Here is a 14,567-nt window from a genome sequence, read left to right as displayed (position 1 = left end):
AGATGGATCGGGGGCCCGAATGAAGAGCCTGTCAGCGCGGCTTCTGCTGCTGACCATCATCTTCGTAATGGCGGCGGAAGTGCTGATTTTCGTGCCTTCCGTCGCGCGTTTCCGCGAAACCTACATCCGCGACCGCATGGCGGCGGCGCATCTGGCCGTGCTGGTTCTGGACGCGACGCCGGACGGCATGGTGTCCGAGGAACTGACCCAGGAACTGCTGGGGTTCGTCGAGGCACATTCCGTCGCGGCCCGGCGGGGCGACCTGAAACTGTCGCTGATGCTGAAGTCGCCGCCCGCGGTGGATGCCACCGTCCGGCCGGCTGAGGAAGGCCCGATGACCATGATCGCGGAAGCCTTTTCGGCCCTGACCCAGGAGGAAGGCCGCGTCCTTCGCATCGTCGGACCGTCACCGCGCAACCCGGCGGTCGAGCTGGAAATCGTCATGGAGGATGGCCCGCTCTGTGAGGCGATCCTGGCCTTTGCCTTCCGGGTGTTCTGGTTAAGTCTCGCCATCTCGCTGATCACCGCGTTGCTGGTTTTCCTGGTATTGCGCCGTCAGCTTGTCCGGCCGCTGAAACGGCTGATCCGCAACATGGCCCGGTTCCGGTCCCATCCCGAAAATCAGAACCTGGTCATCCGGCCCAGCGGCCGCCGGGACGAGGTGGGCGTGGCGGAGCGCGAGCTGGCCGCGATGCAGACGACGATCCGCGATGCGCTGACCCAGCGGAAGCATCTGGCCGCGCTGGGCACCGCTGTCGCCAAGATCAACCACGATCTGCGCGGAATTCTGTCCAGCGCACTGGTCGTGTCGGACCGGCTGGAAAATTCCGACGATCCCGAAGTCCGCCGCATCGCGCCCGGCATCCTGGACGCCATCGAACGCGCCGCCGCGCTGTGCGGCCGGACCCTGAACTATGCCAGCCAGGACGGCGGCACGATGCGCTTCGAACCGGTGCCGCTGGCGGCCTTGATCGAGGATGCCGGCTTCGGGCTGCCAAACGGCGCGCGGCTGACCTGCCGGATCGACCCGACCACCACGGTGCACGGCGACCGGGCGCAGTTGTTCCGGGTCTTCGGCAATCTGCTGCGCAACGCGGCAGAGGCCGGGGCGACCGAAATCGCCGTGGCCGCCGAATGCCGAGACGGGGCGGCGGAGGTGACGGTATCCGACAACGGGCCGGGCCTGCCGCCACGGGCGCAGGAAAATCTGTTCAAGCCGTTCGAAGGATCCGCCCGGGCCGGCGGTACCGGGCTGGGCCTGTCGATCGCGCGGGAACTGGCGCGGGATCACGGCGGGGACCTGGAGTTGCGCAGCACCGGTGCCAGCGGAACCGTCTTTGCCCTGCGGCTGCCGGACGGTCCGACGCCGGAAGATGCCTGACCGGCCCTGATCCGCGACTCTCACAGTCCGGTGATCACATCTTCAGAATTGCGCAGGCGGCCCCAAATAGGCGGTATCGGCCTCTTCCCTATCGGCCGGGACGGTCGCCGGACCTTTGCCCCCCACATTGCCCGGCGGCCGTCCACCCCCTCCCACAAAGTTCAATCCATTGGCGGCAGATTCCTGCACAGACGCACGGAATCCGCCCGGTAGCCGCTTTCAAAGAATTTCTCGAAGGTATGGCCTGCCTTGATCGGCAGGGTATCGTCGACCGCCTCATAGGCGACATGGACGGCGGCGCAGCCGTGACGGGCGGCAAGTCTGTCCAGACGCGCCAGCAGCATCTGGGCCGCCAGGTTGCGGCCATAGAGATCCGCGGCGATGAAGGGGTCGACCTGCAGCACCCGGCCATGACGCAGGTCCGGGCGGGCATCGTAGCCGGCCAGCCCCATCAGATAGCCCTTCTCGTCCAGGACGCACTCCATCCCGACATCGTCGCGCGCGCCGGACAGGATCGGCCGGCAAAAGGCGCGCCATTCCGCCAGCGTCAGATCACCGCGCAGCCCGTGTACCAGCGGCAGAGCCATGTCGATCAGGTCCTGCCGCATCGGCACGACCCTCAGATGCACGAGAGCGGGGGAAAGGTCGACAGGCTGCATAACGGGTCTTCCGGTGCGGTTCACCGCCGAACGGCGGGCACGGTTACAATGGCGCGGTCCGGGCGGGCAGACCTTGATACAGGTCAATCTGTCGCATCGCCCGGATACCGGGCCCACAGTTGCAATTCCTCTTACATTTGGCATGATCGGCGAAACTGGCTGGGCAGGATGAAATGAACCGGTGCAACCCTTCGGGATCGCAAGACGATCTGGACATCCTTGGCGCCCCGAGGCCGCTGCCCTACGCCGTCGACAACCCCTGTGCGGCCTGCGAAATCCGTGAAATGTCGATCTGCGGCGTGCTGGATTGCGAAGAGCTGGACGAGCTCGTCAAGATTCTGACCCGTCAGACCCTGGAAACCCACGACCCGATCATCGATGAGGGCGAATCGGCGGATTACGTTTTCAACGTGACCGGCGGCGCGGTGAAACTGTTCAAACTGCTGCCCGACGGTCGGCGCCAGATCACCGGTTTCCTGTTCGAGGGCGATTTCCTCGGCATGGCCATGAACGACACCTATTCCTATTCAGCGGAGGCGGTGGGCGATGTTTCCCTGTGCCGGTTCAACCGCCGCAAGCTGGAGGGCCTTCTGGACCGGTTCCCCAAGCTGGAACGTCGCCTTCTGTCCATGGCCTCCAACGAGTTGGCTCAGGCCCAGGACCAGATGCTGCTGCTGGGTCGCAAGACGGCGCTGGAAAAGCTGTGCAGTTTCCTTTTGAACCTGTCACGCCGGGCGCAGAACCGGGGTTACGACCCATCCATCCTGCATCTGCCGATGAGCCGGAACGACATTGGCGACTATCTGGGATTGACGACGGAAACCGTGAGCCGCACCTTCACCAATCTGAAACGCGACGGGACAATCCGGTTGCTGGAAAGCGGCCGGGTTCAGATTAACGACGTCGACCAACTGCAGGATCTGGCGGAAGGGGCCTGATCCGACCCGCGGTTCGTCGGTGTCAGCGAGGCCGGTTCCATGCGCATTCTCTGCGCGATGCTCAAACACGAAACCAACACTTTTTCACCGATCCGCACCGATCTTGCGCGGTTCGAGGATTGGGGCCTGCATTTCGGCCCGGACGCAGCGGCGGCCTATCGCGACACCGCGATGCCGCTGGCGGCCTATATCAAGCTCGCCGAGGCGGAGGGGGCCGAGATCGTTACCCCCGTCGCGGCGGAGGCGATGCCCGCCGGGCCAGTCACCGCAGAGGCCTATGACCGACTGAACGGTGCCATTCTGGAAGAGGTCGCGCGCGGCTGCGACGTCGCGCTGCTGGACCTGCACGGCGCAATGGTGTCGGAAACGGAACCCGATGGCGAAGGGGCGCTGCTGCGGCGAATCCGCGAAATCGCACCGGACCTGCCGATCGCGGTAACCTGCGATCTGCATTGCAACCTGACGGCCGACATGGTCGAGAACTGTACTGCGCTGATCGGCTACAAGACCTATCCCCATGTCGACATGTACGAGGTCGCGGAACAGGTCGGACGAATTGTCCTGGACGCGGCAAAGGGCACGGCCTCGCCGGTCATGGCCTGGGGCCAGGTGCCGCTGCTGTCCCAGACTCTGTGTCAGGGCACAGATGACGAACCGATGCGCGGGTTGGTCGCCGCCTGCCGCGACTGGGAGGCCCGGGACGGAATCCGTGCCGCGACGGTGTTCGGCGGATTCGCCCTGGCGGATATCGCGGATGCCGGAAACAGCGCGGTCGTGATCGCGGACCGCGCGGATCTGGCAGAGGCGGCGCGGGACGATCTGCTGACCCGGACCTGGGCGGCACGGGAAGATTTCATCTATCGCCATCGCGATCTCACCGACGCCGTCGAAACGGCCAAGGGATACAATGACGGGCCGGTCATCCTGCTGGACCATGCCGACAATTGCGGGTCCGGCGCGACCCAGGACGTGATGACGGTGATCGCGGAAGTGCTGCGCCAGGATCTGGACGATGTCGCGGTCGCCGCGGTCTGGGACCCGGCCGCCGTGGAGGGGATGCGGCATGCCGGGATCGGGGCGACGGTTTCCATCGACCTGGGCGGCAAGACGGACATGCCCAGCATTGCGGAGGCCGGCAAGCCGCTGCGGGTCACCGGCACCGTGGAGGCCCTGTCCGACGGGGAATTCACCGTCGAGGGTCCGATGTATACCGGCGTAACGGTCCGCTGCGGGCCGACGGCGCTGCTGCGGGTGCGCGGTGTCCGGATCATCGTGACCTCGCTGCATCACGAGCCTTGGGATACCGGCATCTTCACCATGATGGGGATCGATCCGGCGCGGACACGGTATCTGCTGCTGAAGTCCCGCATTCACTATCGCGCCGGCTTCGGTGCCCTGCCCAAGCACACGCTGACCCTGGACGGAACCGGGGTGACGACATCGGACAACACGCGGCTGACCTATCGGAACCTGCGTCGGCCGATCTATCCCCTCGACCCCGAAACCACCTGGAGCGCTGCGGAATGAGCGGAATTCATCCCGGGCCGCGCAACAGTCTGACCGACGTTGCGGGCCTGCTGGTCGGCAATGCGCAGGACGAGACCGTGCGCACCGGCACGACGGTCATCCTGTGCGACAGCATCCGGGCCGTGGCGGCGGCCGATGTCCGCGGCGGCGGTCCGGGAACGCGGGAAACCGACGCGCTGGCCCCGGCGCGGCTGGTCGACGGGATCGATGCCGTGGTCCTGTCCGGCGGTTCCGCCTACGGGCTGGACGCCGCCGGGTCCGTGGCCGCCTGGCTGGGCGCACGGCACCGCGGCTTCAACACCGGCGACACCCATGTTCCGATCGTGCCGGCGGCCATCCTCTATGACATGGCCAATGGCGGCGACAAGGAATGGGGCGAGGATCCGCCCTACCGCGCCCTGGGCCGCAGGGCCGCCGAAACCGCATCGGCGGATTTCGCCCTTGGACGGTCCGGCGCGGGATATGGGGCGCGGGCGGGGTCCCTGGCCGGGGGGCTGGGCAGCGCGTCTGCCGTCGATCCGGTCACCGGCGCGACTGTCGCCGCCCTGGTCGCGGTGAACTGCTTTGGGGAGACGGTCTTTCCCGACGGCCGCTTCTTCGCCGCGCCTTTCGAACAGAACGGTGAGTTCGGCGGCCTCGGCGCCTCTACGGGGCCGGCTGATCCGGAACCCGCCTTTCCGAAACTGTCCGGCCATGCCGCGACGCGCCAGAACACCACCATCGCGGTCGTCGCCACCGACGCCATTCTGGGACATACCAATGTTCAGCGCATGACGGTCATGGCGCAGGCCGGGCTGGGACGCGCCGTGCGGCCGATCTATACCCCATTCGACGGCGACACCGTCTTCGGCCTCGCGACCGGCACGGGACCGGTGGTCGATCTGCTCGGGCTCGCCCGGATCGGCGCCATTGCGGCGGATTGTCTCGCCCGTGCGGTGGCGCGCGGTGTCTACGAATCCTCAGCCCATCCCGGCCGGGCGCCGAGCTGGCGGGACCGGTTCGGCGGCGGATCATAGGTCTGCGAACGGAAAGACGCTTCATTCCGGGATGAACCCTTGGTACTGTCCCGGCAACAAGAGCGCCGGCGGGCTCACCGCAGCGCAAAGGACAACAGGGATACAGCGATGAAGAAGATGTTCGGAGCGTGCCTTCTGGGTGCCGCGCTCGGTTTGACCGCCCTTTCCGGAACCGCATTGGCGAAGACCGGCGCAACGCTGGCGATCACGCTGGAACCGCCGCATCTCGACCCGACGGCCGGGGCGCCCGCCGCCATCGATGAAGTCGTCTATGCCAATGTGTTCGAGGGCCTGACCCGGATCGACGCGCAGGGCCTGGTGAAACCCGGTCTGGCCGAACGCTGGGTGATCGAGAATGACGGTCTGACCTATCGCTTCATCCTGCGTGAAGGCGTCACCTTCCATGACGGGGCCACGCTGGAAGCGTCCGATGTGAAGTTTTCCTTCGAACGCGCCGTCTCGGAGAATTCCGAGAACGCGCAGAAGGGCCTGTTTTCGGCCATCGATTCCATCGAGGCGCCGGACGACCGTACCGTCGTCCTGAAGCTGAACCGCAAGGAAGGCCTGCTGCTGTGGAATCTGGGCTGGGGCGATGCGGTCATCGTCGATCCGGCCTCCGCCGACAACAACAAGACCAATCCGGTCGGCACCGGCCCGTTCCGGTTCGAAAACTGGGCCCGCGGCGACACGATCAAGCTGGTTCGGAACACCGGTTACTGGGGCAAGGCCCCGGCGTTGGAGCGCGTCACCTTCAAGGTCATCGACGACGCCGCCGCCCAGGTCGCGGCCCTGCTGGCCGGTGACGTGGACGCCATTCCGAATATCGGCGCGCCCGAAACCGTCGCCCAGTTCGAGGCCGATCCACGTTTCGCCGTTCTGAAAGGCACGACGGAAGGGGAAACCATCCTGTCGATGAACCATCGCCGCCCGTTGCTGCAGGATGTCCGGGTCCGCAAGGCGATCCAGCATGCGATCAACCGCAAGGCCATTGTCGACGGTGCCATGTTCGGGTTCGGCACGCCCATCGGGTCGCATTTCGCGCCGCACAGCCCGGCCTATACCGATCTGACCGGCGTGACCCCATACGACCCGGCGAAGGCCAAGGCCCTGCTGAAGGAAGCCGGGGTCGCCGAGGGGACGAAACTGGTCCTGAAACTGCCGCCGCCGACCTATGCCCGGCGCGGCGGGGAAATCGTCGCGGCGCAACTGGCCGAAGTCGGCTTCGAGGTCGAGCAGATCCCCGTCGACTGGGGTCAGTGGGTGTCCGAGGTGTTCAAGGGCGAGCATGATTTCGACCTGACCATCGTGTCCCACACGGAACCGCTGGATATCGGCATCTATGCCCGGGACGAATACTACTTCGGCTATGAGAATCCGGCGTTCAAGGACCTGATGGCGAAGATCGACGGCGTTTCCGACCCGGCGCAGCGCAACACGCTGTACAAGCAGGCCCAGCGCATCCTGGCGGACGAGGCGGTCAACGGCTTCCTGTTCCAGCTCGCCAAGGTCGCGGTGATCCGAAAGGAACTGAAGGGCATGTGGACCAATGCGCCGATCCAGGCCAACGACATGACCGCCGCGCGCTGGGAGTAACCGGCGTGATCGCGGCACGGTCGGGGGTCTCAACACCATGACGGGTCCCGGATGATCGGGTTCACGATCCGCCGGCTTTCCGCGCTGATCCTGACCCTGCTGGCGGCCTCCATCGTGGTTTTCCTGGCCCTGGAACTGCTGCCGGGCGATGCCGCGCAGCTGCTGCTGGGGACGGAGGTCCGGCCGGACACGCTGGCCGCGCTGCGCAGTCAGCTGGGGCTCGATCGGCCCGCCCCCGTCCGGTACCTGGAATGGATCGGCGGCCTGGCGGTTGGCGATCTGGGAATCAGCCAGGTCTATCGGGTACCGATCTGGGAGATGGTGCGCGACCGGCTGGCGGTCTCCCTGCCGCTGGCGGTGCTGGCGTTCGCGATGTCGACCCTGATCGCCCTGCCGTTCGGCATCGCCGCTGCGGTCCGGCGCGGGGGACTGAGCGATGTTCTGGTCATGGGCTTCGCGCAGATCGGCCTTGCCATCCCCAATTTCTGGTTTGGCATTCTGCTGATCCTCCTCTTCGCGGTGCAGCTCGGATGGGTCGGGGCGGGGGGCTTCCCCGGCTGGCAGGACGGTGTCTGGCCGGGGCTGCGGGCGCTGATCCTGCCCGCCCTCGCGCTCGCCCTGTCGGAGGCCGCGATCCTGTCCCGCATGGTGCGGGCCTCGATGCTCGAAACGCTCGGGGAGGATTACGTGCGCACGGCCCGGGCAAAGGGGTTGAGCGCCGGGCGCATCGTGATCGGGCACGCGCTGGGCAATGCGATGATCCCCATCGCCACGCTGATGGGCCTGCAATTCGCCTTTCTGGTGGCCGGGGCGGTGATCGTGGAGAACGTTTTCTACCTGCCCGGCCTCGGACGGCTGCTGCTGCAGGCGATCTTCGAACGCGACCTGATCCTGGTGCGCGATCTGGTGCTGCTGCTGTCCGGTTTCGTCGTGCTGCTGAGCTTTCTGGTCGACATCGCCTATGGCGTCATCGACCCCAGACTGCGGAGGAGTGGCGGATGAGAGCGCGCGTCCCGCAATTGTGGATCGGCGGTGCGCTGACCGGAATCATCCTGCTGGCCGCGATCGTGTCGCTGTTCTGGACACCCTACGGCATCGATCAGCAATCGATCGTCGACCGGCTGCAGGGGCCCAGTGCCGGCCACTGGCTGGGCACGGACATGTTCGGACGCGATATCCTGTCGCGGATTCTGGGCGGTGCGGGCACGGCACTGCTGGTCGGACTGGCCGCGATCGCACTGGGCCTGGCGGGCGGGCTGCCGCTGGGCCTGGCGGCGGCGATGAACCGCGACGGGCCGGCCGACATGCTGATCGCGCGCGGCGCGGATCTGATTTTCGCCTTCCCGGCGCTGTTGTCCGCCGTTCTGATTGCCGCCGTGCATGGGCCGGGCGCCGTCAATGTCGTGGTCGCCGTCGGCATCTTCAACATCGCCGTCTTCGCCCGCGTGGTGCGCGGCGCGGCGCTGTCAGTCATGGCGCGGCCCTTCCTGCGGGCCGCCCTGGCCATGGGCCGACCCTGGCCGTCGGTGGCGGTGAAGCACCTGCTGCCCAACATCGCCGGCGTCATCGCGGTGCAGGCAACGATCCAGTTCGCGGTCGCAATCCTGGCGGAGGCCGGGTTGAGCTATCTCGGTCTCGGCGTGAAACCGCCCAATCCGAGCTGGGGCAAGATGCTGGCCGACGCCCAGACCCTGCTCTATGTCGATCCGCGCCAGGCGATCTTCCCCGGCCTCGCCATCCTGTGGGCGGTGCTGGGCCTCAACCTGCTGGGTGACGGATTGCGGGACTTCCTAGACCCGCGCCTGCGCAAGATCCGGGCGATCTGAGCGTATCGCTTAACCGACTTTCCGACAGGATGGTCGGAAAGGTCAGCCGCGATCGCGCGTCCGGATCGGCTCGGCATAGGCCAATTCGACGTCCCAGGGGAACAGGATCCAAGTGTCCTGCGAGACCTCGGTGACGAAGGTATCGACCATCGGACGACCGGCCGGCTTGGCATAGACCGTGGCGAAATGGGCCTTCGGCAGCATGTCGCGCACGATCTTGGCGGTCTTGCCGGTGTCGACCAGATCATCGACGATCAACCAGCCCGCACCATCGCCGGCATCGGCCGGTTTCAGAATCGAGGCTTCGCCCTGTTTCTTGTGGTCGTAGGATGCGATGCAGACCGTGTCGATCAGGCGCACTTCCAGTTCGCGCGCGACGATGGCGGCGGGGACCAGCCCGCCGCGCGTCACGGCGACGACACCGTCCAGCGGCTGCAGGTCGGCCAGGCGCCAGGCCAGGGCACGGGCATTGCGGTGAAGTTCTTCCCAGGAGACCGGATAGTCCCGGATGCGCGGCTCTTTCATCGTCCGATCGTCCGTCTATGGTGAATTGGAATGGCGATCTGACTACCCGATGGGCGCGCAACGGGCAAGAAAAACCCCCGGCGAGCTACCCGCCGGGGGTTTTCGGTTCAAGAATGCCCTGTCGGACTAGCGGGCGAAACGCACCGCAATGAAGATCTTGCGGTCGCCGCGCAGCACCTTCAGCAGAACGGAGGACCGTCCTGCATCCAGCGCCTGCTTGACTTCGCTCTCGACCTCACCCGGATTGCCGACCTTGTTCTGGTTGACCTCCAGGATGACGTCGCCGCGACGCAGATCCTTCTCTTCGGCATCGGAACCCTTGGCGACATCGGTGATGATGACGCCGCCGCCTTCACCGCGATCCACGCCAAATTCCTCAGCCAGGACATCGTTCAGGGACGCAATCTCCAGACCCAGGGAATCGAGCTTCTTGACCTGGGCGGACCCGCTACCCTGGCCCCCCTGCTCCCCGGTTAGCGAGGCAAGGTCGATCTTCTCACGCTGGCCCAGCGTCGGCGTCAGGTCGACTTCCTTGCCGTTGCGCCAGACAACCACATCCACCGGCTCGTCGACGGCGGCATTCGCCACCAGCCGCAGCAGTTCACGGGTATCGGCCACCGGCTTGCCGTCGAACTCGATGATGATGTCGCCGGCCTGGAAGCCTGCTTCGGCTGCCGGCCCGCCGTCATGCACGGTGGAAATCAGCGCGCCCTGCGCCGTCGCCATGCCCAGCGAATCCGCGATGTCGTCGGTCACTTCCTGGATGGAAACGCCCAGCCAACCGCGCCGGGTCGAGCCATAGGTCAGGATCTGGCTGACGACATTGGCCGCCTGGTTCGACGGGATCGAGAATCCGATGCCGATCGAGCCGCCGGTCTGCGAGAAGATGGCCGTATTGATGCCGATCACCTTGCCGTCCATGTTGAACAGCGGACCGCCGGAATTGCCCCGGTTGATGGAGGCGTCGGTCTGGATGTAATCGTCATAGGGACCGCTCTGGATGTTGCGGCCGCGCGCGGAGATGATCCCCGCCGTCACGGTGCCACCAAGGCCGAGCGGATTGCCGATCGCCACGACCCAGTCGCCGACGCGCGCCGCGTCGGAATCGCCCCATGGCACTTCCGGCAGGGACTTGCCCTCGGTGTTGATGCGCAGAACCGCCACATCCGTCGCCGGATCCGAGCCGACGATTTCGGCCGTGTATTCGGAATCATCCTGCAGGATGACCTTCACCTCATCCGCGCCGTCGATGACATGGTTGTTGGTGATGACGATGCCTTCCGTGCCATCAATGATGAAGCCGGAGCCCAGGCTTTGGGCGCGGCGCGGCTGCTCGTCCCGATTGCCTCGGCCGAAGCGCTCCAGAAACTCCTCGGGGAACGGGCCCGACCGCTGCACCGCGGTTTCCGAAGAAATGTTCACCACCGCCGGCAGCAGCTGCTCCGCCAGGTCGGCGAAGCTTTCCGGCGCCCCCCGGGCAAAACCCGGGCGCGCGGCAAGGAACAAAACCGCCGTGCAGACCGTCATGATGGTCAGCAGGCGCAGCAGGCGGATCTGACTGGCGGACCCGTCGGCGGCCTGGGTCAGGGCGCGCGGCCGCGACCGGTCGACACCGCTGCGATAGGTTTCGGGCTGTCTGAGATGCGTCATGTGCTTCCTCTATAGTCTCGCGCCGGTGCGTGCCGCCGCGTCTCTGATCGCGGGTTACGATAACATGGCCTGTCGGACGTGCATCCGGTTTTCCCCGGGCCGGTCCCCGGTCCGGCAGTCGCCGCATCGGGAAAAATGCGCTTCTGCGATTTGGTGCGCGAACCGGGCGCCGTCAATGCGGGCTGGCCGCGGGACGGCGCAATGCCACAGTTTCGCCTCAATTTCTGGCGATCCGGGCCAGTCTGCCGCGCCAAAGCAGGGTTGCGAAACACGCAAATGTGATCACCCCGGACAGGGCGATGGCCCAGGCCATGGGCAGGGCCGAGCCGTCGAATCCATGACCAACCAGCAGGCCGACCCCCGAGGCGATGGCGTATTGGAAGGTGCCGTAAAGGGCCGATGCCGTACCGGCCTTTTCGGGATAGGGCGCGACCGCACCCGCCTGGGCATGGGGCAATACGATGCCCATGCCGATGGAGAAGACCACCATCGGTGCCAGGACCGTGGCGACGCTTTCCACGCCGGCCAGCAGGAACAGCAGCATTGTCAGGCCGCCGACGGCATTCAACGTTGCGCCGATGCCGACCGCCCGGCGCCGGTCCGCGATCCGGGATGCGGTCCGTGCCCCGATGATGAAACCCAGCACGGCGGCGGAGAAGCAGAAGCTGAACTGGGTCGGCTCAAGGCCCAACACGGAGATGAAGACGAAGCTGGAGCCGGAAATGAAGGCGAACAGGCCGGAATAGCTGCCCGCCGCGCAGAGCGTATAGCTGATGAACCGCGGGTCGACGGTGAGGCTGCCGATATTGCGGGCGATGCGCCGCGGGGAGGTCGCCGCCGGATCGCGCATCCGGTTGGTTTCGGACAGCATCAGCGCACCGCCCAGAAGGGCCAACCCGCCCGCCGCCGAAAGGGCGACGAAACATGCCTGCCAGCCGAAGGCATCGGTCAGATAGCCCCCCAGAATCGGCCCGACCAGGGGCGCCAGGCCCATCGCCGCGGCGATCTTGGCCAGGACCCGGCCGGATCCGTCCGGGCCGTGCACGTCGCGGACGATGGCGCGCACGATCACCTGCCCGGCACAACCGCCGACGGCCTGGACGAAACGCGCCCCGATCAGCACCTCCATGGTCGGGGCCATGATGCAGGCGATGGAGGCCGCGAAATACAATGCCAGCCCGAACAGGATGACCGGCCGCCGCCCGAACCGGTCCGACAGCGGCCCATAGATCAACTGGGAGAAGGCGAAGGCGATCATGTAGACCGACAGGGTCAGCTGAACGGTCGCGACATCGGTATCGAACGCCGCCTGAATACCCGGCAGGGCGGGCAGATAGAGGTCCGTTGAGATCGGACCGATGGCCACGATCAGGACCAGCAGGGCCGTGGCGGCCCGGCTGGCGGGATCTGAAAGAAACTTCATTCTTGTGGCGGTCCATTGCGGGTGAGGAACAGGAACTGGCACAGCGCGGTGATCGCGACCAGCAGGATGACGACCGCCAGCAATCGCGCCGTTCCGTCATAGAGCGGCTGAACGATCAGGCTGGTACTGGCGGCGCAGAAGAACTGAAAGAAGCCCAGTACCGCCGAGGCGCTGCCCGCGACGCGCGGAAACGGGCGCAGGGCCTCCGCCATACTGCCCGGAATGACCATGCCGAAACCGATCGTGTAGACGCTCATCGGCGCGATGACGCGGAACAGCGTCAGCTCTCCGGACAGGGCCAGCAGCAGCCCGGACCCGCTCAGCAGGAAGCAGCATCCGAACAGGACGACCCGGCGCGGCCCCCAGCGCGGCACCAGCCGGCCGGCCAGAAAACTGCCGGTCGCATAGCCCGCGACGGTGAAGATCATCAGATAGCCGAACGTGTCCGCTCCGATCCCCAGCTCCCCGATGAACAGGAAAGGGGCTTCGGTGAAATAGGCGAAGAACCCGGCGAAGGCGAGGCCCGAAATCAGCACCTGCCCCATGAAGAAAGGCGTGCGCAGAAGGTGAGTATAAATTCCGATCAGCCGCCCCGGCCGCAACGCCTCCAGGTTCTTCGTCTCGTTGGTTTCTTTCAGGCGAAAGACGCAGACGGCCAGAAGAATCAGCGCCAGACAGGTGAGCAGCACGAAACTGGCACGCCATCCGATATGGGTCTGGATCAGACCGCCCAGCATCGGCGCCAAGGCCGGAACAACCGCCAGAGCCGTCCCCAGAATTGCAAAGGCCCCTGCCGCCGACGGGCCGTCGAACATGTCGCGCACCACGGCCCGGCCGACCACCGGCCCGACGCAGGCAACGAACCCCTGCAGGAACCGGCCGGTCTGCAGCGCCTCGATCCCCCAGGCGAAGGCACAGGCCAGGCTGACAATGGCATAGAGAACCAGTCCGGAGAGCAGCACCGGCTTGCGGCCATAGCGGTCGGACAGCGGACCGAACAGCAGTTGTGCGCCGGAAAAGCCGAGGAAGAACAGGGTCAGCGTCAGCTGCGTCTCGCTCGGCGCGACGGAAAACTCCTCGCGGATCGCGGGCAGCGACGGGACATAGAGCGCCATGGAGGCAACGCCCATTGCGACCAGAGCGGTGATCAGCGCCAGGAATCCCGGCGCGATGCGTGTCGCCATGCGACCCGTCCTTTCCTGTCGTACGACCCGCCGACAGGGGACAGTCGGTCAGCCGATCCGGTGCAGCCGCGCACCTTCCGAGCCCAGCCAGTCCCGCGCCGTCCGATACTCCGGATAGACGGAGGCGACGGTGCGCCAGAAGGCCGGGGAATGGTCCATGTGGACGAGATGCGCAACCTCGTGGCTAACCACGTAGTCCAGGATCGGGGGCGGCGCAAGGATCAGCCGCCAGTTGAAGGACAGATCGCCATTGGCGGCGCAGGAACCCCAGCGCGTCCGCTGGTCCCGGATACTGATCCGGCCCGGCCTGCGACCCAGAGCGGCAGCGCGCTCCAGCGCCAGAGGCCGGATTTCCGCACGCGCCCGCCTCTTCAGGAAATCGGTCAGGCGCCGCGACAAATGCTCCGCCCCGCCGGTCACGACCAACGCCCCGTCCTCCGCCCGAACCACGCCGCGCGCTTCCGGCATATGAACGATGCGATGGTCCTCGCCGCGATAGGGCACGATCCCGTCCGGTACGAAGTCCACCTTGTCCGGCAGCCCATCCAGCGCCTTCAGCGTCCAGCCGGCATTGCGGTCGAGAAAGCGCAGGGCCTCCGCCTGCGCCACGCCGGGCGGCACGGTCAGCACCGGCATGCCCTGGGTTGCATCGACGGTCAGCTTGATCCGCCGCGCCCGGGGATGCCGGCGCAGCATGATGTCGACCGGCCGGCCGTGCAGGTCGACGCGGACCTGTGTCTCGCGCGGTCCTTCCGGGGGTCGTTTGACGATGCTGCGGAAAAAGCCCATGGACGCTGTCTAGCCTGAATCGGACTGGTCCGGGAAGCCGTTCCGGCATAAGGTCC

The 14,567-nt window shown here is 66.3% G+C and carries 13 protein-coding genes; 7 read left to right on the top strand and 6 right to left on the bottom strand.

The genetic code is table 11. The features are described 5' to 3' along the window. The first annotated feature begins 19 nt into the window (after positions 1 to 19). On the top strand, positions 20 to 1,381 hold the full coding sequence (locus R8L07_08580) for a HAMP domain-containing sensor histidine kinase (protein ID MDW3205588.1): 1,362 nt from the start codon (positions 20 to 22) through the stop codon (positions 1,379 to 1,381). A gap of 161 nt (positions 1,382 to 1,542) precedes the next feature. On the opposite strand, the gene R8L07_08575 is transcribed toward R8L07_08580, so the two are convergent. Beyond that, positions 1,543 to 2,040: a hypothetical protein gene (locus tag R8L07_08575; GenBank protein ID MDW3205587.1), complete on the bottom strand. Its 498-nt coding sequence runs from the start codon at positions 2,038 to 2,040 to the stop codon at positions 1,543 to 1,545. A 173-nt stretch (positions 2,041 to 2,213) separates the two neighbouring features. Between R8L07_08575 and R8L07_08570 the strand changes: the two genes are divergently transcribed. The 6 genes from R8L07_08570 to R8L07_08545 all read left to right on the top strand — a co-directional run bounded on the left by R8L07_08570 (position 2,214) and on the right by R8L07_08545 (position 8,940). Then, on the top strand, positions 2,214 to 2,978 hold the full coding sequence (locus tag R8L07_08570) for a helix-turn-helix domain-containing protein (protein MDW3205586.1): 765 nt from the start codon (positions 2,214 to 2,216) through the stop codon (positions 2,976 to 2,978). Between the two features lie 39 nt (positions 2,979 to 3,017). After that, a complete protein-coding gene (locus tag R8L07_08565) occupies positions 3,018 to 4,505 on the top strand; it encodes a M81 family metallopeptidase (protein ID MDW3205585.1) in 1,488 nt (495 codons plus the stop codon). Further along, entirely contained in the window at positions 4,502 to 5,521 is a 1,020-nt protein-coding gene (locus tag R8L07_08560) for a P1 family peptidase (GenBank protein MDW3205584.1), read from the top strand. Before R8L07_08565 ends, R8L07_08560 begins: the two co-directional genes overlap by 4 nt. A gap of 108 nt (positions 5,522 to 5,629) precedes the next feature. Continuing rightward, entirely contained in the window at positions 5,630 to 7,114 is a 1,485-nt protein-coding gene (locus tag R8L07_08555) for an ABC transporter substrate-binding protein (protein ID MDW3205583.1), read from the top strand. Between the two features lie 51 nt (positions 7,115 to 7,165). Beyond that, complete coding sequence (locus R8L07_08550; protein MDW3205582.1) at positions 7,166 to 8,116, top strand: ABC transporter permease; 951 nt, start codon at positions 7,166 to 7,168, stop codon at positions 8,114 to 8,116. Further along, on the top strand, positions 8,113 to 8,940 hold the full coding sequence (locus tag R8L07_08545; protein ID MDW3205581.1) for an ABC transporter permease: 828 nt from the start codon (positions 8,113 to 8,115) through the stop codon (positions 8,938 to 8,940). Before R8L07_08550 ends, R8L07_08545 begins: the two co-directional genes overlap by 4 nt. 42 nt (positions 8,941 to 8,982) lie before the next feature. Here R8L07_08545 and gpt read toward each other — a convergent pair whose 3' ends face one another. From gpt to R8L07_08520, 5 genes are all read right to left on the bottom strand, one after another. Beyond that, entirely contained in the window at positions 8,983 to 9,465 is a 483-nt protein-coding gene (gene gpt / locus R8L07_08540; GenBank protein ID MDW3205580.1) for a xanthine phosphoribosyltransferase, read from the bottom strand. A gap of 126 nt (positions 9,466 to 9,591) precedes the next feature. Then, positions 9,592 to 11,115: a DegQ family serine endoprotease gene (locus R8L07_08535; GenBank protein MDW3205579.1), complete on the bottom strand. Its 1,524-nt coding sequence runs from the start codon at positions 11,113 to 11,115 to the stop codon at positions 9,592 to 9,594. 217 nt (positions 11,116 to 11,332) lie between these two features. Then, positions 11,333 to 12,538: a multidrug effflux MFS transporter gene (locus R8L07_08530; GenBank protein MDW3205578.1), complete on the bottom strand. Its 1,206-nt coding sequence runs from the start codon at positions 12,536 to 12,538 to the stop codon at positions 11,333 to 11,335. Next, entirely contained in the window at positions 12,535 to 13,722 is a 1,188-nt protein-coding gene (locus tag R8L07_08525; GenBank protein ID MDW3205577.1) for a multidrug effflux MFS transporter, read from the bottom strand. The genes R8L07_08530 and R8L07_08525 overlap by 4 nt, the downstream gene beginning before the upstream one ends. Before the next feature lie 48 nt (positions 13,723 to 13,770). Beyond that, positions 13,771 to 14,511, bottom strand: a complete 741-nt coding sequence (locus R8L07_08520; protein MDW3205576.1) for a SprT family zinc-dependent metalloprotease — start codon at positions 14,509 to 14,511, stop codon at positions 13,771 to 13,773. Between the last annotated feature and the right edge of the window lie 56 nt (positions 14,512 to 14,567).

It is taken from the genome of Alphaproteobacteria bacterium, from assembly GCA_033344895.1.
Taxonomy (GTDB): domain Bacteria; phylum Pseudomonadota; class Alphaproteobacteria; order UBA8366; family Aestuariispiraceae; genus Pacificispira.
The sequence above is the reverse complement of the archived record's forward strand: the minus strand, read 5'-3'. Positions and strand labels throughout refer to the sequence as shown.

Excerpts from the sequence above, each read along its gene's own strand:
- R8L07_08580 (MDW3205588.1), top strand. The coding sequence starts at position 20 with ATGAAGAGCCTGTCAGCGCGGCTTCTGCTGCTGACCATCATCTTCGTA.
- R8L07_08575 (MDW3205587.1), bottom strand. The coding sequence starts at position 2,040 with ATGCAGCCTGTCGACCTTTCCCCCGCTCTCGTGCATCTGAGGGTCGTG.
- R8L07_08570 (MDW3205586.1), top strand. The coding sequence starts at position 2,214 with ATGAACCGGTGCAACCCTTCGGGATCGCAAGACGATCTGGACATCCTT.
- R8L07_08565 (MDW3205585.1), top strand. The coding sequence starts at position 3,018 with ATGCGCATTCTCTGCGCGATGCTCAAACACGAAACCAACACTTTTTCA.
- R8L07_08560 (MDW3205584.1), top strand. The coding sequence starts at position 4,502 with ATGAGCGGAATTCATCCCGGGCCGCGCAACAGTCTGACCGACGTTGCG.
- R8L07_08555 (MDW3205583.1), top strand. The coding sequence starts at position 5,630 with ATGAAGAAGATGTTCGGAGCGTGCCTTCTGGGTGCCGCGCTCGGTTTG.
- R8L07_08550 (MDW3205582.1), top strand. The coding sequence starts at position 7,166 with ATGATCGGGTTCACGATCCGCCGGCTTTCCGCGCTGATCCTGACCCTG.
- R8L07_08545 (MDW3205581.1), top strand. The coding sequence starts at position 8,113 with ATGAGAGCGCGCGTCCCGCAATTGTGGATCGGCGGTGCGCTGACCGGA.
- gpt (MDW3205580.1), bottom strand. The coding sequence starts at position 9,465 with ATGAAAGAGCCGCGCATCCGGGACTATCCGGTCTCCTGGGAAGAACTT.
- R8L07_08535 (MDW3205579.1), bottom strand. The coding sequence starts at position 11,115 with ATGACGCATCTCAGACAGCCCGAAACCTATCGCAGCGGTGTCGACCGG.
- R8L07_08530 (MDW3205578.1), bottom strand. The coding sequence starts at position 12,538 with ATGAAGTTTCTTTCAGATCCCGCCAGCCGGGCCGCCACGGCCCTGCTG.
- R8L07_08525 (MDW3205577.1), bottom strand. The coding sequence starts at position 13,722 with ATGGCGACACGCATCGCGCCGGGATTCCTGGCGCTGATCACCGCTCTG.
- R8L07_08520 (MDW3205576.1), bottom strand. The coding sequence starts at position 14,511 with ATGGGCTTTTTCCGCAGCATCGTCAAACGACCCCCGGAAGGACCGCGC.